Raw genomic sequence first — 22,167 nt, forward strand, 5'->3', positions numbered from 1 at the left:
GAGCCACTTGTGGCGAAAAATCCGCTGGAGGAAAATGGCAAGGCTCTGACTTGCTAATTTTCCGATTAGTTAAATATACAAATTGTAGGATAAAATCCTGTTCTTAACCAACATTGCGTAGCAATTGATTATACACGTTGTTGTGCTTAGTTTTATTAAATTTAATCTAGTTCGAGAAAATTTTTCGCTTTAGTGAAATAATCTACTCCATAATATTTCATGAATTTCCCGTTAGGTTTTATTACAAGAAAAGCCGAACAGTTTTCATGTTCCGTAAAAATGTTTTGATAAAAAAAACCAGAGTCAATAAAAAAATTTTCTTCCATTTTAATAACGTCATTAAAATAGCTTTTTTTTGAAAAAATAAAGAAATCTACAGCATTGTTTTGAGAACTTATTCGAGAGGAAGTTTTCGAATTCCCTTTTAAATTATTTAAATAAGATTTTCCATTATTTTTCATTGAAAAACAATTTCGTCCATCTTGACGAAAGTTAATTAATATTGATTTACTCTCTGGAATTGTCGTTGATAATTCTAATTCAATTGCAGTTTTAATTTGATCATAAACTGCTTTATCTAATGTGCCATATACAGAGCCAGAACTTTGAAAATATGCGGTATTAAATTCAGTATTTATATTTGAACTCGGTTTATAATTGCTTATGCTTTCAGGGCTTTTACAAGACCAACTAAGTGAAATCAAAAAAATGATATAATATGTTTTATTTAAATTCATTAGTATGGAAATTAAGCACAACGTGTTCGTGTATGGTTTCGTGCGGATTTTCAGCCGAAGCGACTTTCGCTTTGGATGAGCCATTTATGGCGAAAAATCCGATGGAAAAAAGGAGCAAGGCTGTGTCTTGCTATTTTTCCAAGAAAACCATTCGGTTTGTTTAAAGATAGAAATAATAATTGAAGTTCATGCGTAAGCATGAACTTTACACGTTGTTGTGCTTTCGTTATTTTTATTGTAATTCTTTATTTATCATTTTGATTATGCTTTGAACTTCATCTTCGGCTTGTTTTAAAAGCCTTCTTTTATATCCAATTTCGTCTAAAGTTGTATTTACAATATTGAAAAAAATTGGGTCTTTTTTTAGAGATTCATAGTCATTAGGAATAACTTGTCCTTTTCCATAATCTCCCATAAAAGCAACAGTGTTAAATAATTTAGTGAAATATTCTACTTTGTACTCATTTGATAAAAAAAGATTTTTATCAATATAATATTTCGCGGTTTGTTCGTAGTAGTATAAAATTCCATTTCTTAAACTATCATTTGAAATCAAATCCAATCCTTGTGATTTTAATGTTTCAAACGGTCCAGTAGTTATATCAACAGAGTTGTTGAATAGTAAACCACCAAAATGATAATTCAATGAATCATTTGTTGGCTGTTCTAATTGAATTTGTTCTTTAATAAGTTTAATACTCTTTTCCGAGTAGATACAACTTCGTACATTAATTTTTATAGCTTTTAAATCTCCTTTTAACGCAGTTCTTATTTCCGATAATATTTTGCTTTCGAGCTTTTCTTTTCTTTGATCTTCATTCCAATTATTGATAGATAACGCAATCAAAATTCCAATTACAACTAGTATTATTTCTCCAATGGCATACAGCAGATATTTACTGAACTTGTTTTCAGTCAGCAAGTTTTGGCGAATTTTTCTAAAGAATTTTATCATTGGTTATTGGTTTCTGGTAATGAAGCACAACGTGTTCGTGTATGATTTTTTGCGGATTGAGCCGAAGCTATTTTAGCTTTGGATGAGCCACTTGTGGCGAAAAATCCGCTGGAGGAAAATAGCAAGGCTCTGACTTGCGAATTTTCCGATTAGATAAATATACAAATTGTAAGATAAAATCTTCCTCTTAACCATCAGTAGCAATTAATTATACACGTTGTTGTGCTTTCGTTATTTTTCATTTACTGCTTATCGTCAATTTCTTTGTCAATTTTATTCACAATATCAATAAATTGTTCTTTAAATTTTGGATATAAGTCGTTATTTAAATTTAAAGTTAATGCTAAATATTCAAGCATTTTATTCTTAAAATAGTCATTATCAAGAACAAACTTATTTCCTTTACTAATAGCTTTAGCCTTACCTATTCCTAATTGCTCGTAATACTCTGTATCTTCTAAAATTAGTCTTAAATCACCATTTATATTAATTTGATTTACAACTATATTTTGAGAAACATTTACACTGTTTTCCTGATTTTTAACAGATTCAAATGTGGGTTCTAGTGTTATTAATAACTTTCTTAAACTATCATTTTCCACATTTTTTAATTCGCCTGAGTTTTTAATTTCTGTAAGTACGCTGTTTTCATATCTAAATTTTACTACTCTTGTAAGTGCATTAAATAAGGTTTGTGAGAGGTATTCTTCTGTCAATGTATCTTTTGGTTCATCTATTAAACGAAAAATCTCTTTTTGGGCTTCACTCATTTTTTGAAGTCCATTAATTTCAAAATCAATATTGGCAATATTGCTTTGCGCCTCCTTTTTTAATAAGGTCAGATATTTTAGTTGATTGACATTTATTTTTCTTCCCTCATTCCAATTGTTAATTTGAAGTGCAATCAAAATTCCGATTACCACAAGAATAATTTCTCCAATAGCATACTTAAAATACTTTCCAGTTTTATTTTCCGTAATTAATTTTTGTCTAATTTTTCTAAAGAATTTTATCATTGGTTAGTGGTTTCTGATAATGAAGCACAACGTGTTCGTGTATGGTTTCGTGCGGATTTTCAGCCGAAGCGACTTTCGCTTTGGATGAGCCATTTATGGCGAAAAATCCGATGGAAAAAAGGAGCGAGGCTGTGTCTCGCTATTTTTCCAAGTAAACCATTCAGTTTGTTTAAAGATATAAATTTAATTTGAAGTTCATGTATGAGCATGAACAATACACGTTGTTAGCTTTTAGTGCTTTTCTCAGTTTATAATTTGTCCCTTTTTATTATTTCTTAAACTTGCTCAAAATTCAGATTGAGTCTTTTTCCAATTCCGTTTATTGATTACTACAAGATTAATTCTTTTTTAAATTCATAATGTTGAGCAGTTTTTTCATATCTCAACAATACACGCTTTGCATTTTCAGGAATATATGCATTTTCATAATTTTCGCCAGCAAATTTTTTCACTGATTCGATTGAATCGAATTGAAGAGTTAAAAAGAACTCAACTTCATTCTTTCCTTTCTGTGTTGATATACTGACTTTTTCTAATCCATCAACTCCATTCTTTTTTACAGTAGGAAATACTTCATTAATTAGCATATCTTCGTAAATGGAAGCATTCTCTATTGTCGTCCAACCTTTCCAAGTTCTAATTATTTTCTGATTTTTTTCCATTAAATTCAGTGTTAATTTCATTTACGGATTTTGATTCCGAAAACTTGCTCTTGCATTAAAGCTAACGTTTTTGTGTATGGTTAGTTGCGTGTTTCAGCAACTAATTTAGTAAACAAAAACGAACGCGAGAAAATTCCGAAGGAATTTTCCAAATAAGTACTTGCCAAAGCAATTAATTATACACGTTGTTGGCAGGCGTAATTATTTGTTTATCAATTCGTTTTCCGTTTTTGTCAAATGTATATAAATAGACTTCTCCGTTTTTATTTATAGGTAAATTATACTTTTCTCCACTTTCTAAAATGGTGGAAAAATATGGTGATTTTTTATGATAGTCATATTTGTTTAAAATTTCGTTTCCATAGAATAACACTATCTGAACGTCACTTTCCGCCTTGTTTTGATAAGAGAATGTTGAAAGGTTATTAGTCACATTGTTTACCTTGTTATTTAATACGAAATAATCTATTGATTTTAATTTGTCGTTATTGAAGAACTTACTACTTATAATACCATAGTCAGTATTTATTTCTTTTCTGTAGGAATTTAGATGTGTTTGGCTTATCGTAAGCGGGTCAATATTATATTTTTCTTTAAATATTGTAGCCATCCATTCTTTTCCTCTTTTAGTTGGTTTTTCAAGAATATGGTCTATTCCAGCAAGCACTAAAACCTTGCTATTAGAATTTAATTTAAATGTTTTATTGTATAAGTTTTCAGCTTGTCCGAGCTCCCTATTTTTATTATTATCTGTATTTTCATAGGCAATAAATTCATAACCTAATTTCTTTGCTTTTCTTATAAGGTTGCTATAATTCTGTTCACTCGTATAAAACCCGGTTTTTAAAGTTGGGTATGAATTTTCTAGATTTAGTAAACTATCTTGTTTAGTATCTAAAGCTTCCAATGCTAAATAAGAATATCCTATTTCTTTAAGTTTTATTAATAAATCAGAAATCAATATCCTGTGGTTTGGATAGAAATGATTTTCATTTATCATTACTATTTTATTTTTTTTGGCTTCTTTAATAATTGTATCAATAACTTTTGAATTAGAAACTAAATTCTCTTTTATTATTTTAGAAATTGTATCGTTCGGTTTAAACCTTGATTCAAGTTCTTTTAAGTATTTTTTATAAAATTTGTTGTTTCCTAAAAATGAAGAAAAAGTCAATTCCATTTGTAGTTTTGCCCATTCCTCCTGTTTATCATAAGTTGGGAATTCGCTAATTTCATTTAATATCGCAAAATATTTATTAGAATTTTGATGTTTCTTTACAATATCCATTACTGTACTGATCTCTTTTCTATAACTTTTACCAACTTCTAAACTTTTAAAAATATTTCTCAAATCAATATCTAAAGTTTTGTTAGAATTTTCAGTTAGTGAATTCCCTATAAATTGTATTATGTGATTATTGATTAAAGTGTCCAAAACAACTATGTTTTTGGGGAAATTCTGTTTGCTGTTTTTTGATATAGTTACAAAATATTCATATGGTGGTTCATCAGTTTTTCCGTAAACGAGTACACTGTCTTTTATTTTGAAATTTGCATTGCGAATTACTTTTTTTAATTCCTTTTTGTCAGTCGTATACGTTATGTCGGCTGGGGATTTAAAATATAGTTGTAAAGAGTCATTCACGATGTGAATACTAAAGTTTCTTATATAATTATTTTGTTCAAAATGTTTACTTATTTTCGGTGAACATCCACAGAATAATAATATTATCGATATTAATGCAAGTTTCTTCATTCTTATGACTGCCAACGTGTTCGTGTATGATTTTTTGCGGATTGAGCCGAAGCTATTTTAGCTTTGGATGAGCCACTTGTGGCGAAAAATCCGCTGGAGGAAAATAGCAAGGCTTTGACTTGCTAATTTTCCGATTAGTTAAATATACAAATTGTAGGATAAAATCCTGTTCTTAACTAACTTGTGCAGCAATTAATTATACACGTTGTTGGTGGTAGTGCTTTCTTTTTATTTAGTAAATGTTCGTTCTTAACCATTTAGTATACATTGCAATTCCATCAACATCAGGAAATAAATTTCCACGATGTATTCCAAGTTTCTGAAGAAGTTTTTTTAGATCTCCTCTATAGTTTGGATTAATTTCTACAATTGATATGTTTTTCGATTTGAATTCACTATTCGGGTTTGCATGAACCGAAAATAGTCCAGATTGTGCAGTAATTCTTTCAGTAACATGATTAGGAAGAAACAAGTTGATTCTTTTAATTTTGAATGGGTCAAAGTCTGGATCAAGTTGACCTTTGTAGTCTTTTCTCCAGATATACACAGCGCTTTTATCATTAGAATCAAAATCTTTCCAATCTTCTTCAACAGCAAAATAAAAAGCAACTAATGGATTCCATGTCCAATCTAGAAGCCTAGTAGGTAAGCCGTGATGTTGGGCTAATGCAAGTAATTCCAATTCATTAGAGTTGTCGATTTTAAGATATGGGTACGCTTTCTGCTTGAAAAGTTTTAAAATGGTTTTTTCTTCATAAATGGAAAATTCCTTTCCTTTATTGGTTTTAAATCTACCAATTCCAGGCGTTAACTTATAACTTTTAGACTTTACTCCACGGAATATTGTTGACTCTTCCTCTGTCGAAATTGACTCAAGAAATGAATAAAATGATTTGTTGTCCTTTATTTCCATTTTTTTTGCATTACCACCAACGTGTTCGTGTATGATTTTTTGCGGATTGAGCCGAAGCTATTTTTAGCTTCGGATGAGCCACTTGTGGCGAAAAATCCGCTGGAGGAAAATAGCAAGGCTCTGACTTGCGAATTTTCCGCGAAACTAATATACGAATTAAAGTTAGCTTGTTCACTTAACCAACATTGCGTAGCAATTAATTATACACGTTGTTATATGCAGGCTTTTAACCTCTCATTATTTTTAATAGTTCTTGAATTTCTATAGATGAATCTAATTTTCCATATCCGTTTAATGTCAATTTTCGTATTTTTTTGAATTTGTATAAATTATTAATAACACCTGGCGTTGTATATTGAATATCAAAATACCAGTGATGGTTATCAAATTTTAAATTTAATTCACTGAATATATTTTGAAGACCTTCTAGAATTTCCCATAATTCTTTTAACGAAATATCATATTTAAAAGTTTTTTTTCTCTTGTCATTGTGAGCGTAATATTTATTCCGTAAACCTTCTATTTGCTCAAATTTTGTAGAAATCGTTGATAAATTATCACTTAAATCATTTAATTCTTGTAGTGAAATTGAATTTTCCCAATCTATTCTTTTTAAGTTTATTTTACAGAATTCAAGAAGCTTTTGAATATTGTGGTCTTCTTTTTTTCCAATTAATTTAAAAACATCAATAATGAATAGTCTTATGTAGTTTCTATATAGTCTATTAAAAAACATAGACTCAGTTAAGATTTCTTTCTCTTGTGAATTATAACTTTCTCTTAAACTTTTAATATCCTTTTTTATAAATTCTAGTTCGAGTAATGTATCTCGAATTTCAGATAATCTTTCTTTTAAATTTTGTGTTTCAGCTCTCAATTTTCTCAGCTTGCATATAACGTGTTCGTGTATGGTTTCGTGCGGATTTTCAGCCGAAGCGAGTTTCGCTTTGGATGAGCCACTTGTGGCGAAAAATCCGATGGAAAAAAGGAGCAAGGCTGCGTCTTGCTATTTTTCCAAGTAAACCATTCAGTTTGTTTAAAGATATAAATTAAAATTAAAGTTCATGTGTGAGCATGAACAATACACGTTGTTGTGCTTTCGTTGTTTTTTGACTTATTTATTCATCTTTCATATAATATTTTAATGACTTGATTTCATTAAGATTTAGATAATCTCCCTCAAGGTAGAATTCGAGTGCCAATTTTAAATTTTGATTTGACGCTTCAAGTCCCTTAAAACATTCTATCGCCCAGGATGTTTTATGTCTTAATTCGTATAGGATTTGGTCGAATTCCGATGTGTTATAGTGAGTAATCAACCTATCTCTATCTAACAATTCTACTTCATACATAATAAATTTATATCGTTCAGCACTGAATGATTCATTTAAATTATTTATGTTATTCTTAAAAAAGAATGGTCTTAATGTACCGGTTTTCATTAAATTCCATTCTTCAATTGCTTCTACCACCAATTGTTCTCTCCATAATATATCCCTAAACAGTTCTTGAATTTTTTCATTATTAATTTGGTCAAACTTTGATTCATAATTATCAGTTATTAATGGTCTGAATGAATGTGTCCAAATCAATAAATTTATATTTAAAGTTGAATCATTTGGGATTTGTTTTCTTGACTGCTCGTAAAGAGAAAAATTTAAGTCTTGGTACATTTTAAACCAATTTATTTGTGTTCTTGTGGCATTAGAAGCCTCATCTAAATCCAGAATAGTGGCTTCATAAAATTTTTTTACTCTTTCTTCAGCTTTTCTTTCATCATTTTTATTGTTAATCTGTAGTGCAATTAAAATTCCAATAACAACAAGAACTATTTCGCCAATCGCATAAATTAAATATTTACTGAATTTATTTTCAGATATTAGTTTTTGGCGAATTTTTCTAAAGAATTTTATCATTGGTCAATGGTTGATCATAATGAAGCACAACGGTCTTGTATATGGCTCGTAGCGTGCAAATTAGCGATAACTATTCGGTTAAGCACGAGCCGAATTTTTTAATTTTCTTATTACCTTTTTTTATCAATAAGCCAAATTAAAAAATTTGGCGGACTTGCAAATATGCTTTAACTTCGATTAAGCGACTGATTAGCTATGAGTTATATACGTTGTTGGCAACAGTTTATTTCTCAATATTCAATTGGGTCGAAATTTCCAAAGGTTTAATGATTATAATATCGTATCTATCGAAATATTCTTTGATACTATCATTTATTAAATATTTTCTTTTATAGTAAACATAATTTCTTAATGGTCGTAAATCGATAATAGTCCATTGGTCTTTTTTACCCATTTGAATAAAATCTTTAAAACTTCTATAATTCCAACTTTTGGTGTCATCCATCGCATCAACGATTGTATCGTTGTCAAACGAATATCTTGACATAAAGCAAATATGTAATGAAGATTTATTGTTTATTCTTGCGAGCTCAAAGACAGTATTTCCAATATCAAACATTCTATAACTATTCATTCCTTTGGCTGTGTGAAGTCCTCCAACTTTTATTAGCATTTTGTCGCTTTCAAAATCAAAGTTATTTGAATCAAGTCCGTTTTTAAAATTGCGAATAAAATTTTCAGTCCTCAACCTATTAGATTCCCAATAATTGCCTTTGTTTTGTGTAAAATAAATTTGATTTGATATTAGTAAATCTTCAACGATTTTTTTGTTTTCAGGATTGTCCATTGCTATGTTTTTCAAAAAATCATTAACAAACTTGGAACCATTTAGCAAAAAGGAAAATCTCTTATTTTCGTCGGTTCGTTTATCGTAGAAATCAAATTCTTTAACGTAATACATTTTTAAAGTATCAATCGTTTTTTCATACTTTGATTTATAAAGTTCTTGTTTTTCCTTGGATAGATTGTTAAACGCTCTTTCTACGAGAGGAATAAAGCCAAATTTAAATTCTTGGTCTAAACCAATTAATTTTAGATTTTGAATTGAAGCAGTTTCTAAAAATTCAGCATCAGAAATATTTGAAAAAAAAGGAATTGGTGTATAAGTTCCTCTACTATATTCAAAACTGTTTTCTGTATTCATTTTTTTTAAATTATTTACAGAATTTTCTGGAATTGAAGATAATTCTTGTAAAATCTTTGCAGAAGTTGGTCCAACTTCAAGCCCAAAATATTTGCCGCCATTATTTCTGAATTCTGGAATAAAAGCTTTAGTTAATTCTGATATTCCCTTGGAATTATGTACTTCTCCCAAAAGAATAAATTGATTTTCTTCAATTGCTTTTTTTAAAAATTCAGCGCCTTTACCCTGTAATTTATTGTTTTTAATTTCGAAATGGTAGGTGATATCATTCAGAATTTTAACAGTTAAACTATCTTGTCCAAAAGCAGGAACAAAAGCAATTAAACAGATAAGAAAAATTAATAGATGGTACTTTTTCATACAATTTTGTGTCTTTAAAGACTATAGTCTTTGTGTTTTGTTACAGTTTCTGGAAATTGTTGCCAACGTGTTCGTGTATGATTTTTTGCGGATTGAGCCGAAGCTATTTTTGGCTTCGGATGAGCCATTTATGGCGAAAAATCCGCTGGAGGAAAATGGCAAGGCTTTGACTTGCGAATTTTCCGATTAGTTAAATATACAAATTGTAGGATAAAATCCTGTTCTTAACCAACATTGCGAAGCAATTAATTATACACGTTGTTGCCATTAGTACTTTTTATTCCGATTTTGACTTCTTTTTTGTTTGATTGTTTCTCTTCTTGTTTTTGAAGTTGAAAAACTCAAAATTTTTGACAATTGCTCTAATAAATTTATTGAAACTTTTGAGGGTCTATATTTAAATATCATAAGCTATTGTTCTAAGGTAGTTATTAATTCATTAACTCTATCAATTCTCGGGTTAATTTCTTTTTTAACTCTATTCTTATTTAATAAATATCCATAAAGACCTATTCCGATTGTAGCTAAATTTATAAAGACGATTAGATATACTGGAATCTTTTCCCAAATGCTGATAGTAAATAATAACATTATTGGATAAACAGGTAAAATTCCCCAATACAAATATGTTATAAGAAATTTTTTTTGCACTTGAAGATATTCCTTGTTATTTTTGAGATAATTTAGATAATTCTCTTCCAAATCACTTGGTTGATACTTTTTAACACCTCGATATTTGATTATTAAATAAACAGCACAAATAATCATTAAAGCTAATGCTATTTTTGTTAGAATGAATGGAATCTTGAAAAACAAAAGAGTAGATAACAAAACTCCAAATACAGCTAAAAGTGTCTCTGAAAGTTCTAAATAGTTCCACCATCTGTGTAAACGTTTTAAACTTGATTGCAATTCTATCATTAATTTAGATTTCTCCCATTTTATGCGCTTCTGATTACTGGACGATTGCCAGATTTTAATTAATTCATCTTCAATCATAATGTTTCTTTTATACAGTTAAATAATTTTGATTTTATCCGCTTGATTTTTACAGCTATATGATTTTCAGATAATCCAAGGATATCTGAAATTTCTCGGTATGCCAACCCTTCCAAGTATAGAGCTACTATAGCTTTGTTTCCTTCATTCAATTTTTTGATACACTTTCTTAAAGCTATTAGTTTTTCATTGTCTTCTTCATTAGCTTTTTCAGAACCTATATTAGCAATAGTCATACTATCTAATCTTATAAATCGATTTTGGTTCTTTTTATGTTTAGATTTAAAACGAAGACAAACATTTAATGCTATCCTAAATATCCAAGTGTCAATAGATGAACTACCTTTAAATGAACTCATTGACTTCCAAATGTGAACTAAAACTTCCTGAAATAGGTCTTTAGAATCTTCATTGTTATCGGAATAAATTGAGCAAATTCTATATAATTTATCCTGATTTTCTTTTAAGGCAGAAAGAAATGTGGTTTTCTGTTTTTCCATTTTTAATACTTCCCTTTACTACTTTAGTTACAAAAGTTTCCTAAATATGACACTTTCGTCGTTTTTTTAGTAGAAAAAGATGATAAAACTGTTATTTACGGTCGTTCGGTCAGTATTAATGGCAACGTGTTCGTGTATGGTTTCGTGCGGATTTTCAGCCGAAGCGAGTTTCGCTTTGGATGAGCCACTTGTGGCGATAAATCCGATGGAAAAAAGGAGCGAGGCTGTGTCTCGCTATTTTTCCAAGTAATCATACGTTTGTTTAAAGATATAAATTTAATTTGAAGTTCATGTGTAAGCATGAACAATACACGTTGTTGTAAGTAGTTTTTCTATTCGATTATAATTCCACTTTTTAAATACTTAGCATCTTCAATTGCTAGAAATATAATTTCAAATAAATCTTTTCCATTAGAGGTTACATAATAATTTGACAAATCAGTTATATCTTCACTTATGTTATTTTCCCAAGGAGGTGTTTTTTTTAAATCGTTTTTATCCCAAATGACCTTTGAAGGTTTAAATTTTTTTAATCTTTTTTGAATATCTTTTAATTCCTTTTCTGCTCTTTCAAGGTTTTCATATTTTAATTCTCCATCATAAAATTCACCTAAAATTATTGGATATTTTTTTCCAAAAAAACCTTTCGTAAGGCGATATTCTATTGTGTGAAAAAAGGAGGTCAGAAAATCAATCGCTCCAATTTCATAAATAAGATTTTTCGTTTTTAAATGAACTCCCATTTTATTAAATTACTTACAACGTGTTTGTGTATGTTTAGTTGCGGATTGAGCCGAAGCTATTTTTGGCTTCGGATGAGCCACTTGTGGCGAAAAATCCGCTGGAGGAAAATAGCAAGGCTCTGACTTGCTAATTTTCCGAGTAACTAATATAAGAATTTTATCTAGATCGTTTACTTAACCAACATTGCGTAGCAATTAATTATACACGTTGTTGTACATAGTGTTTTTATTATTAAACTTCAATAGCCTGCGAATTGAATCTTAATAACAGCTATATTGTTTATATAATCAATATCAAGTAGTTGTTTTCCGTGACTTATCATATTGTCATAATAATGTGAAAATTGATTAAACTCTTTTTTCTGCTTTTCGTTAAAATAACAGAAATATATCCATTTGTATACCTTTTTATATTCATTATCGTTTTCGTAAATCTTCTTTTCATAAACAAAGAATGTATCAAATTCAAAATCACCAATTTTAATATCTTTTCTAAAGTAATTTCCTGTAGGACGAACTCTATCAGTATATCCTATTATATTTTTATTATTTAAACCTGGTAGATTACAAGCTTTACATTTTGAGTAAACTAAAGTGTCGTTTTTAAGGTTATTCACATAGTTTTTTAAAAAAGGATGTTTTTGGCTAATTATATCCAATTCATTGTAGTCATTCAGAGAATCAGTTTTAAATTCTGATTCCGTATTTGGATACTGTACAATATTTTTCATTTCATTTTTGCACGAAATACTTATAAAAATTAGAATTAAAATTGATATGTAATTCAGTTTTTTCAGCATTATGTACAACGTGTTCGTGTATGATTTCGTGCGGATTTTCAGCCGAAGCGACTTTCGCTTTGGATGAGCCACTTGTGGCGAAAAATCCGATGGAAAAAAGGAGCAAGGCTGTGTCTTGCTATTTTTCCAAGTAAACCATTCAGTTTGTTTAAAGATATAAATTTAATTTGAAGTTCATGTGTAAGCATGAACTATACACGTTGTTGTGGTTAGTTTTGTTGTTGTATTAGCACATATCTACCAAATGGAATAGTAGGCTCTTGTGGAGCACCGTCAGGCAAGATCATGGTTCCACTTCTAGCAAAATCTATTTGTATTTTTGGAATTAAATCGTTTATATAACGTAAACCCATAGCCATTCCGCCTATATGTTCTAGACCTAGTGTTGGGTCGCTAAAATTGATTTGCACCCTTTTTTCTGTTGTGTCACAATTTGAGCAACCAGGGAAGTCATATTTGTATATAATAATACTGCCTATTAAATTATGTTGATAAAGACTTTCTAAATCATCTTGAATATCAAAATTTGATAATGTATTAATTTTTTCAATACCATCTTCTATATATTGATATTCTCCAACTAATAAGTCTCTAAAATACCTACTTTCAACTTGGATTTTCTTTTGAAAAGTAATCGTTAATGAAGTGTTACCATTTGTATAATTCCAAGTTCCAACAAATTTATCTAATTCGTTATAAACATCTTTTAAGTATGCACCATCAACCAATTCAGTTTCTCTATCATCTATATCCATAATGATAGTTTGTCCTTTGCTTGATAAAAAGGAAAGAAGTAAGACTATAAAAAATGCTATTTGTTTCATTGTTTCTTTTCTCTAAATGAAATATAAATCTACTTTCAAAAGTTAAGAAACGAAAAGTAAATTTAGTAAACTCTATGTCTGAGTTAGGAAAGAGGTTTGAAATACAAATTAACCACAACGTGTTCGTGTATGATTTTTTGCGGATTGAGCCGAAGCTATTTTTAGCTTTGGATGAGCCACATGTGGCGAAAAATCCGCTGGAGGAAAATGGCAAGGCTCTGACTTGCAAATTTTCCGATTAGTTAAATATACAAATTGTAGGATAAAATCTTCCAAATAACCAACATTGCGTAGCAATTAATTATACACGTTGTTGCCAATAGTTATTTTATATTATTTATCCAGTTCACAACGTACTTTTTAAAAACTACATCGACATTATAAATTTCGTTGGTTTTCCAGTCAACTCCAGTTTTGGTCATAAAGTGATTTAGACCATTAATTAATTTGAACTCGATATTTGGATTTGCAATATTATTTAATTCAGTTTCGCTCTGTTTTGGGTCAACTAAAATATCTTTTTCGCCTATAATCACTAAAGTTGGGAATTCAATTTCCTTGTAGTTTTTTGTATTGTCAATTCTGGCCTCTGCAACTTTGTGTGGTTGAAGATAATTGGCATATGCCTTTTTATTAATTCCAATTTTTTTAGATTCTTTTCGTGCTACTTTCCACAATTCCCAAGTACTCAATTCGGGATTTTGATCAATTAATTCAAATATGTAATTCAAAGTTTTGATTTGGTCTTTATCTGTCTTTCCAATAATTAGATTATCGTAGTTGTTAATTCCATTATTAATCTGATATTTTATCAATTCTCGTGGTTTTCCAATTGGTGCAGACCATTGGATTAAAAAATCGGGTTTTAGATTTTGTTCAACTGCTTGAATTGAAACAATTCCGCCGAGGCTATGTCCAAGAAATCCAATTGTTTTATTTTGAACAGACTTTAGTGTTTTGAATTGATTGAAAATTCTAACAAAATCGTTCGTGTAGGTTTCTGCTCGGTCGTCATATGTTCCAGTGGACTTTCCAACTCCTCTTTTGTCAAATCTAAAAACTGCAATATTGTTTTCAAGAAGGTATTCAGTCAGATAGTTGTGAGCATTTTGAGAAATTTGTCCAGTTCCAGAAATAAGTACAAGAATTTTGTCAAAATCGTTTTTTGGTTTTAAAAGAGTTCCAAAAATTTTGATTTTGTTATCAATTTCGGTTATGATTTCCTCATTGCTGTAATTCTCAATATTCTCAATTTCCTTTTCATTACCATAATATCCATTTTGACTAAAAATCAGATTTGAAAGAAGTAATGATGTTGCTATCAGTAGGTTTTTCATAATTATTGGCAACGTGTTGTGTATGGTTAGTTGCGTGTTTAAGCAACTAATTTAACAAATAAAAAACGAATAGAATATTCCGCAGGAATATTCGTAAGCAAGCTAGAACTAGCAATTAAATATACACGTTGTTAGGCAACGTTATCTTTTCTGTTTCAAAACTTTTAGTAATTTTTTCGGATCTTGTCTGTTGTCCCAAAAAGACATAACTATTATTTCTTTTTCAGTCGTTTTATAATAAATACTGTAATTTCCCAAAGATGCTACTCGTACATCTTTAAAATCCGTCCTTTTGTATAATTCTGGGTTTATAGCTATTTGCTTTGTTCGTTTCGTAACTAATTTTAATAATTTTATAGAAAAGGTATTTGATTTATTTCTATTAACCCAATATTCTAAAATTCCAACGAATTGAATATCTGCTGTTCTTGTCCAAATTACATTGCGTTCAGCCATTCAAGATTTCGTTTGTTCATTGCATCTTGTGAAATTATTTTTCCATTTTGGATATCCTTTTCACTCATTTCTAACATTAGTTTTTGTTCATCAGATAATTCAACAATATCTGTTTCAGATTCACTTGATGAAATTAACTTATCTAGAGCTTCTAGAAAATCTTTGTTTCTTATTGAGAGGATTTTATCAATCAATCCGTTTCTTATTTTATCTACTGTTGTCATAAAATTCAATTTATAGTTTAAATGTCCGAAATTTAGTTGAGTTTTCCTAATGTTGCCTAACGTGTTCGTGTATGATTTTTTGCGGATTGAGCCGAAGCTATTTTTAGCTTCGGATGAGCCACTTGTGGCGAAAATTCCGCTGGAGAAAAAGCGCGACAGATGAGCTGTCTGCGATTTTTCAGATTTGTTGTTTGATTAAAAGTAAGAAAAATTCTTCTTGTTAACCATCTGCGCTAGCAATGAATTATACACGGTGTTGTGCTTTCGTTATTTTTATTTGTTTATGTTTATTGACTTGAAATTTTTATAGCAGTTTGATTCTTTGTAGAATCCTTTAAATAATTTTGTTTAATACCATTGACCATGCCATTTGAATCTCTTGTAAATACAATTTCCCAACTTGAGTAATCAACATATATAAATGTATCTTTTTTAATTTGCTTTAAAATATAGATGTCATCATAAAGATATCCGTTTTTTTGAGTGTATTGTCTTTTATTTTTAGTTTGCATAGACTCATATGTGCCAATAAAATCATTTATATTATTTAGAGGACTTCCATATTTTTCAATAATATTCTTATTGTTTATCATATAAGAATCTCCCAATAGTTTTGTTAATGTTTGTAATAACCCAAAACCGTTAGATTGCATTGATTTAATTGTTCCATATTTTCCAGCTGTATTATCAGATTCATGCTGTGATATCCAATTTTTATAAATAGGGTCGTTTATGTAAAAGTGAATCATTTCGGTAGTTGTTTTATTTTCTTTCATTAAGTAGTACCAATTCGTTTTTGTGGCTAAATAATCATGGCGGTCTTTTACTTGCTGTCTAAAATTTAAATACCTATCATCATGTAATTGTCCAAGATCATTGTAATAATAATTTACATTCTTTACGATGGATAGATATTTTTCAGGAATTATTCCTTGAAAATTCTCGAATTTTTTGAAAGCTGTTTTCTGATAATCAAAAGCTGAAAATTGTAAACCAATCCAAAATAAGTTTCCTGGTCCTTTTTCTAGATATTCATCTTTTGATATTTTTTGTTCTAATATTAAACGTGATAAAGAATCTACTTTTTTATTACTATTTAGTATTTTTTCAGAATTAATAATATCTGTTTTTAAATCATCACGTAACTCTGATAGTATGTTTTCAAATCGAAGTTGATTCGAAATATTTTCATTCCAATTATTAATTGAAAGTGCAATTAAAATTCCAATAACCACTAGTATAATTTCTCCAATTGCGTAAATCAGATATTTACTGAATTTATTTTCAGAGACTAACTTTTGTCTAATTTTTCTAAAGAATTTTATCATTGGTTAGCGGTTTCTTATAATGAAGCACAACGGTTTCGTGTATGATTTGTGCGGCCGAGAATCCGCAGGATTTTCAGTCGCAGTAAATCAATTGTTTAAAGTTAGAAATTTAATTTGAAACTTCATGCAAAGCATGAATTATACACGTTGTTGTGCTTTCGTTATTTATAATTATTGCATCTCAATTAATCGATTGAGTACCTTTTCAGTTGCAGCCATTATTAATTCCCTATTTATATTTCCTTTATCATTCATCCACTTACGTGAGGTTATATAACTTTCAAAGCTCCTGTATAAATCGTCGGAGTCTATTCTCGACCAGGCATTTTCTGCTAATGGTCCACTTAGCGCTTTATACTCTCCAATTGAATATTTTTTCATCATCTCTTGAAATTGAAGATTATGGTTATTTATTTGTATCTTAATTATATCACTTCTTATTGTTTGAACGGTTTGCAAATCAATTAAATAATCATATGTGATGTCATCATAATATTCAAGGATTCCATTAGATTGTATGGCAAGCAAAGTTTTGCTATTTAGAGGTCTGAATGTTTTAAAGTCAGTAGGTAATTCATTTCTTACTATTTTTATTAAAGAATCATTATTGACGTTAGGACTTGAAAGCCTTTCAATTAAATTTTGAAGAATTTTATTGTCACTAATTGCAAAGTCAGTTTGTTCGTTTAGAATGATTATGTCTTGTTTTAGGTCTTTAATTAGGGATTCTGTATAGTTAGACAGTGTTGACTTAGTTTTACGAGTCTCATTCCAATTATTAATTGCTAATGCAATCAAAATACCGACAACTACTAAAACAATCTCTCCAATAGCATATTTTAAATACTTACCAGTTTTACCCTCGGAAAGTAGATTCCGTCTAATTTTTCTAAAGAATTTTATCATCGGTTATCGGTTGGTTATAATGAAGCACAACGTGTTCGTGTATGATTTTTTGCGGATTGAGCCGAAGCTATTTTTAGCTTTGGATGAGCCACTAGTGGCGAAAAATCCGCGGGAGGAAAATGGCAAGGCTTAGACTTGCTAATTTTCCGATTAGATAAATATACAAATTGTAGGATAAAATCTTCCAAATAACCAACTTGCGAAGCAATTAATTATACACGTTGTTGTAGTTAGTTTTTTTTATTTAGTTAAATAAACAATTGAGTAAACTAGAACCATTATAATTAACCACAGCCCAAATCCTCGAAGTGTTTTTTTTATTGCATTTAAGTGGTTTCCTTTTTTCAAGTATAGAAGTAGAAACAAAAAAAATAATAAAACAATAGGGAATATTACCAAGCCAAAAACGTAACCATAAACAGCATTAATTTTTTCAAGTCTAACCAAAATTGTGAATAATAAAAACGATACAATTGAAGTAATGCTAAACCATTGAAATAAATTAATTAATGTAGTAGGTGTTTTCATTTCCTTAATCCAAGTTTAGATAATTCCACTTTCCAATAATCGGTATAATAAATTCCGTAGAGATAAGGGAATTCAGTATTTTTAATATCAATAAACTTGTCAAAATTCTTTTCCACTAATTTCAGTAATTCCATATAATTAGACTTATCGTATGAAATTCGTTTACCTACTCTTACCTCAATTTTATTAGTTTTAATTCCATTTCCGCTAAATAAAATAGCATAGTGAAATTATAAATTAGGTGCTTATTATTTTTATACTTTTTTTTTAAAAACATAATTAACTACAACGTGTTCGTGTATGATTTTTTGCGGATTGAGCCGAAGCTATTTTTAGCTTTGGATGAGCCACTTGTGGCGAAAAATCCGCTGGAGGAAAATGGCAAGGCTTAGACTTGCTAATTTTCCGATTAGTTAAATATACAAATTGTAGGATAAAATCTTCCAAATAACCAACATTGCGTAGCAATTAATTATACACGTTGTTAGGTGCAGTTTTATATTTAGTTAAATGTTCGATAATAGCTTTTTCTACTTCTAAATAATTTGATTGAATTAGCCAATGACCTCCATCTATTTCAATAAAAGTATAATCTCCTTTCATGTACTTATGATTATTTTCAGCGGCGACTTTACCAATAGCTAAATCATTTTTGCCCCAAATAAATAGAGTGGGCGTTGTAATATCTCCAACAGGTTGATTATTTCCTTTTTTAAAATTCGCTCTATAATAATTTAATGCTGCTGTTAATGAATACTTTCTACGAAATACAGAAAGATAATTATCTAGTTCTTCGGGTGAACTATGTTTCCATAATTTCCTGAATTTTTCAAAATCATTTTTCCGCAACATTATTTCAGGAATAACAGGAAATAAGAACCATCCTATGTAACGACTCTTTTTTCTTTGTTCCTTATCCATTTTAATAGCTTTTCTAAAACCTCTAGAGTGAGGAACAGATAAAGCTGTCCAGCTAATTATTTTTTCGGCATTATTGTAGACAATATTCCATCCAATTCCAGCTCCCCAATCATGTGCTATAAGATGAAATTTATCTACATTAATAGCATTTGCAATGTTCAAAATATCGTCACTTAATTTTTTTATCGTATAGTTTTTCACTCCTTTCGGACTAGCATTCTTGCTGTAGCCACGCATATCAGGTGCTAAACAAAAATATCCTATTGAGGATAGTTTTTTCATCAAATTAATCCACATAAACGAAGTTTCTGGGAATCCATGAAGAAATATTATCAGTTCGTTTTCTTCATTACCTGAAACTCTACAATCAAATTCAAATTCTTTAGTTCTTATTTTCCTTATTTGCATGATTTGTAGTAATTGCACCTAACGTGTTCGTGTATGGTTTCGTGCGGATTTTCAGCCGAAGCGAGTTTCGCTTAGGATGAGCCATTTATGGCGAAAAATCCGTTGGAAAAAGGAGCGAGGCTGCGTCTTGCTATTTTTCCAAGAAGTCATACTGTTTGTTTAAAGATAGAAATAATAATTGAAGTTAAGGTGTTAGCATGGACTATACACGTTGTTACCAACTGGCTTTACTCAGATTTTAATCCAAGTAATTTCATTTTCTTTTATATTCTTTAAAAAATCAATGTTTATTTTTTCTACGGAATAAGTTTTTTCATTTTCGATTTTAATTCGCTCGTTATGCAACTCGCCAGAAAATTGATGATATAATATTCCAATTTCACTTAGTTTATTTTTCAGTCGCTTATCATTTAGAAATTCAGTCCATTTTTTTGTTTCTTTTTGTTCTGCTTTTAATTCACTTGAGTTATTTTCGATAAATTCTTTTCGTTTTTGTTCTAAAAGCAATTCAATTCGGCGTTTTGAGAATCGTTTTCTTTCGAGTTTTTTCTGTTCTTTATTCCAATCTGGTTCAGAAGAGTCGTCACTGTATTTTTTTCCAATAACAGAACCACAATCACAATCTTTTGTTGTCGTTAAGAAAGCCTGTATTTGGTCAGGATTTTTTATATCTAATTTATATTCTGTGTAATTTAATCTGAATTCAGACGCAATTTTATTGATTTCTGAAATGTTAGATTTCTCTTTTGTAACTAAAAAGTTGAATTGACACATAATTTTCTTTCAGCTTGTTGGTAACGTGTTCGTGTATGGTTTGTTGCGGATTGAGCCGAAGCTATTTTTAGCTTTGGATGAGCCACTTGTGGCGAAAAATCCGCTGGAGGAAAATAGCAAGACTCTGACTTGCAAATTATCCAATGAACTAAATATACAAAAAACGAGTTCAACTCTTCCTTTTAACCAACATTGCGAAGCAATTAATTATACACGTTGTTGTGCTTTCGTTATTAGACTTGGCTTTTTATCTTATTTATAAGCAAATTCGCTTCTTTTTTATATTTTCTTAAATGGTTCAAGTAAATTTCATAATAAAGTTCGTGAAATGATATTACTCGGTTTCTATAATCTATAGATGATAGTGCATAATTTATGAATTCTTCGTTGATCTTACTATTTGTATAATCTTCAAACCAAGTCATATTTTTTTTAAAATATGCACGATTGTCTTTCCAATCTATTGTTACTTCCTTAGTTGAGACATCGATTTCGGTGTGAGAAATAGAATAAAATTCACTAATCTCATTTGAAAGACTATCTTGATTTGGATTAATAACAGTGCTATTCTGCCTTAATAATTCTAATCCGCGTGTTTTTAGTTTTATATCTGGAAAGCCACCAAGAATTGTCATACACTGATTACATTTCAAATAATCATCAAATGAGATATTTCTATTAATTACTCGTTTGAATATACTATCCCTAAACTGGGTATATAAAAGTACTTTATCAATCATCGCAATATCAGATAATAAGTCACTCTTCACAATTGAATAAACATCTTTGATTGTGTCATTAAGTTTACGTTTCTCGTTCCAATTATTAATCTGTAAGGCAATTAGAATACCAATAACAACGAGAACAATTTCTCCAATGGCATATTTAACATACTTTCCAGTTTTGTTTTCCAGTAGCAAGTTTTGGCGGATTTTTCTAAAGAATTTTATCATTGGTTAGCAGTTTGTCATAATGAAGCACAACGTGTTTGTGTATGGCTTGTTGCGTTGGCAAGAACTAAGTTAGTAAAAGAAACCGAACCAATAGGAAAATCCGTAGGATTTTCCGAGTACACACAAACCAAGCAATTGGTTATACACGTTGTTGTGCTTTCGTTATTTTTTTAATTCGTTTTCTATTATTATTTTAAGTTCATTTGCCTTTTTATAACCTTGTTGTTGGAAGCTAGCTACATGTCGTATCGTCTTTGCTTTCCATCTTACTGCTTCTATGAATTCCTTATCTTCTAGCAACTTTGCATAATCATGTGGTATTCCTTTAAACCATGGATTTTCCATTCGAATATGTTTCAAGAAAAGAGGTGCTAAATAAAATGTCTGATTGTCAACAGCGAGTTCTTTTTCAAATTTTAATATTCCTGCATAATAGTTTCCATGTAAGTTCGTTAATGCAATTCTAATACTGTCATTACTAATAAGGTCAAATCCTTTGGATTTTAGATTATCATAAGCAGAAGTATTAAATGTAGACAAGCCATGCCTTAGTAGATATCCATAATGTTTTTTCATTGTATCATTCCAAACAGTACGAGTTTCAATGGTCTCAACTACATATTCAGCAGAAAGTCCGACCTCTTGATTAAACTCAGCATTAACCTTATTATCTTTTATATCTTGATTAAGATTTACAAGTAGTTCATACAATAACTTTTGTTCTTCATCACTTCTCTTTTCTGCTTCATTCCAATTATTAATCTGAAGAGCAATGAGAATCCCAATAACAACAAGAATTATTTCTCCGATTGCGTACTTAAAATACTTTCCAGTTTTGTTTTCCATAAGTAAGCTCTGGCGAATTTTTCTAAAAAATTTTATCATTGTTTAGTTATTTCTCGTAAGTTAGGATAATTATTTCATTCCGATTGAGTGAGAATAATGAAGCACAACGTGTTCGTGTATGATTTTTTGCGGATTGAGCCGAAGCTATTTTAGCTTTGGAT

24 protein-coding genes are annotated in these 22,167 nt (G+C 29.7%); all 24 read right to left on the reverse strand.

From position 1 onward, the window contains the following. Nucleotides 1-161 precede the first annotated feature (161 nt). The 24 genes from ACFS5M_RS12565 to ACFS5M_RS12680 all read right to left on the reverse strand — a co-directional run bounded on the left by ACFS5M_RS12565 (nt 162) and on the right by ACFS5M_RS12680 (nt 22,045). Nucleotides 162-737, reverse strand: coding sequence for a hypothetical protein (locus ACFS5M_RS12565; protein ID WP_183490507.1), 576 nt, complete (start codon nt 735-737; stop codon nt 162-164). A gap of 232 nt (nt 738-969) precedes the next feature. Next, nucleotides 970-1,692 carry a DUF6090 family protein gene (locus ACFS5M_RS12570; protein ID WP_183490504.1) on the reverse strand — a complete coding sequence of 241 codons (723 nt, stop codon included), beginning with the start codon at nt 1,690-1,692 and terminating at the stop codon, nt 970-972. A gap of 242 nt (nt 1,693-1,934) precedes the next feature. Further along, nucleotides 1,935-2,708 carry a DUF6090 family protein gene (locus ACFS5M_RS12575; RefSeq protein ID WP_183490525.1) on the reverse strand — a complete coding sequence of 258 codons (774 nt, stop codon included), beginning with the start codon at nt 2,706-2,708 and terminating at the stop codon, nt 1,935-1,937. A gap of 329 nt (nt 2,709-3,037) precedes the next feature. Further along, complete coding sequence (locus tag ACFS5M_RS12580) at nt 3,038-3,391, reverse strand: antibiotic biosynthesis monooxygenase (RefSeq protein WP_379899006.1); 354 nt, start codon at nt 3,389-3,391, stop codon at nt 3,038-3,040. A gap of 151 nt (nt 3,392-3,542) precedes the next feature. Continuing rightward, on the reverse strand, nt 3,543-5,126 hold the full coding sequence (locus ACFS5M_RS12585) for a hypothetical protein (protein ID WP_183490502.1): 1,584 nt from the start codon (nt 5,124-5,126) through the stop codon (nt 3,543-3,545). A 232-nt stretch (nt 5,127-5,358) separates the two neighbouring features. Continuing rightward, nucleotides 5,359-6,039: an FRG domain-containing protein gene (locus ACFS5M_RS12590; protein WP_183490499.1), complete on the reverse strand. Its 681-nt coding sequence runs from the start codon at nt 6,037-6,039 to the stop codon at nt 5,359-5,361. A gap of 226 nt (nt 6,040-6,265) precedes the next feature. Beyond that, complete coding sequence (locus ACFS5M_RS12595) at nt 6,266-6,916, reverse strand: AbiU2 domain-containing protein (RefSeq protein ID WP_183490496.1); 651 nt, start codon at nt 6,914-6,916, stop codon at nt 6,266-6,268. A 241-nt stretch (nt 6,917-7,157) separates the two neighbouring features. Continuing rightward, nucleotides 7,158-7,955, reverse strand: coding sequence for a hypothetical protein (locus ACFS5M_RS12600; RefSeq protein ID WP_183490522.1), 798 nt, complete (start codon nt 7,953-7,955; stop codon nt 7,158-7,160). Between the two features lie 223 nt (nt 7,956-8,178). Further along, nucleotides 8,179-9,459 (reverse strand): hypothetical protein, encoded by a 1,281-nt coding sequence (locus ACFS5M_RS12605; RefSeq protein WP_183490493.1) that lies wholly within the window; start codon nt 9,457-9,459, stop codon nt 8,179-8,181. 411 nt (nt 9,460-9,870) lie between these two features. Further along, nucleotides 9,871-10,458 (reverse strand): hypothetical protein, encoded by a 588-nt coding sequence (locus tag ACFS5M_RS12610; RefSeq protein ID WP_183490490.1) that lies wholly within the window; start codon nt 10,456-10,458, stop codon nt 9,871-9,873. Further along, a complete protein-coding gene (locus ACFS5M_RS12615; protein WP_183490487.1) occupies nt 10,455-10,958 on the reverse strand; it encodes an RNA polymerase sigma factor in 504 nt (167 codons plus the stop codon). Before ACFS5M_RS12615 ends, ACFS5M_RS12610 begins: the two co-directional genes overlap by 4 nt. A 332-nt stretch (nt 10,959-11,290) precedes the next feature. Beyond that, nucleotides 11,291-11,701 carry an immunity 70 family protein gene (locus ACFS5M_RS12620; protein WP_183490484.1) on the reverse strand — a complete coding sequence of 137 codons (411 nt, stop codon included), beginning with the start codon at nt 11,699-11,701 and terminating at the stop codon, nt 11,291-11,293. Between the two features lie 239 nt (nt 11,702-11,940). After that, a complete protein-coding gene (locus ACFS5M_RS12625; protein ID WP_183490482.1) occupies nt 11,941-12,432 on the reverse strand; it encodes a hypothetical protein in 492 nt (163 codons plus the stop codon). A gap of 278 nt (nt 12,433-12,710) precedes the next feature. Then, nucleotides 12,711-13,325, reverse strand: a complete 615-nt coding sequence (locus ACFS5M_RS12630; protein WP_183490479.1) for a DUF6705 family protein — start codon at nt 13,323-13,325, stop codon at nt 12,711-12,713. 323 nt (nt 13,326-13,648) lie between these two features. After that, the gene (locus ACFS5M_RS12635) at nt 13,649-14,662 is read right to left on the reverse strand and encodes an alpha/beta hydrolase (RefSeq protein WP_183490476.1); all 1,014 of its coding nucleotides are present in this window, start codon (nt 14,660-14,662) and stop codon (nt 13,649-13,651) included. Between the two features lie 141 nt (nt 14,663-14,803). Next, nucleotides 14,804-15,118, reverse strand: coding sequence for a type II toxin-antitoxin system RelE/ParE family toxin (locus tag ACFS5M_RS12640; RefSeq protein ID WP_183490473.1), 315 nt, complete (start codon nt 15,116-15,118; stop codon nt 14,804-14,806). Next, nucleotides 15,100-15,342 carry a hypothetical protein gene (locus tag ACFS5M_RS12645; RefSeq protein ID WP_183490470.1) on the reverse strand — a complete coding sequence of 81 codons (243 nt, stop codon included), beginning with the start codon at nt 15,340-15,342 and terminating at the stop codon, nt 15,100-15,102. The genes ACFS5M_RS12640 and ACFS5M_RS12645 overlap by 19 nt, the downstream gene beginning before the upstream one ends. A 287-nt stretch (nt 15,343-15,629) precedes the next feature. Further along, nucleotides 15,630-16,670 (reverse strand): DUF6090 family protein, encoded by a 1,041-nt coding sequence (locus ACFS5M_RS12650; protein ID WP_183490519.1) that lies wholly within the window; start codon nt 16,668-16,670, stop codon nt 15,630-15,632. A 171-nt stretch (nt 16,671-16,841) separates the two neighbouring features. Beyond that, nucleotides 16,842-17,576: a DUF6090 family protein gene (locus tag ACFS5M_RS12655; protein WP_183490516.1), complete on the reverse strand. Its 735-nt coding sequence runs from the start codon at nt 17,574-17,576 to the stop codon at nt 16,842-16,844. A gap of 524 nt (nt 17,577-18,100) precedes the next feature. Next, entirely contained in the window at nt 18,101-18,238 is a 138-nt protein-coding gene (locus ACFS5M_RS12660) for a hypothetical protein (protein WP_183490468.1), read from the reverse strand. A gap of 334 nt (nt 18,239-18,572) precedes the next feature. Continuing rightward, on the reverse strand, nt 18,573-19,433 hold the full coding sequence (locus tag ACFS5M_RS12665; RefSeq protein WP_183490466.1) for an alpha/beta hydrolase: 861 nt from the start codon (nt 19,431-19,433) through the stop codon (nt 18,573-18,575). A 231-nt stretch (nt 19,434-19,664) separates the two neighbouring features. After that, the gene (locus ACFS5M_RS12670; protein ID WP_183490464.1) at nt 19,665-20,207 is read right to left on the reverse strand and encodes a hypothetical protein; all 543 of its coding nucleotides are present in this window, start codon (nt 20,205-20,207) and stop codon (nt 19,665-19,667) included. A 233-nt stretch (nt 20,208-20,440) separates the two neighbouring features. Further along, nucleotides 20,441-21,127, reverse strand: a complete 687-nt coding sequence (locus tag ACFS5M_RS12675) for a DUF6090 family protein (protein ID WP_183490513.1) — start codon at nt 21,125-21,127, stop codon at nt 20,441-20,443. Between the two features lie 195 nt (nt 21,128-21,322). Beyond that, a complete protein-coding gene (locus ACFS5M_RS12680; RefSeq protein WP_183490462.1) occupies nt 21,323-22,045 on the reverse strand; it encodes a DUF6090 family protein in 723 nt (240 codons plus the stop codon). Between the last annotated feature and the right edge of the window lie 122 nt (nt 22,046-22,167).

This window comes from Lacinutrix iliipiscaria (assembly GCF_042686125.1).
Classification (GTDB): Bacteria; Bacteroidota; Bacteroidia; order Flavobacteriales; family Flavobacteriaceae; genus Oceanihabitans; species Oceanihabitans iliipiscarium.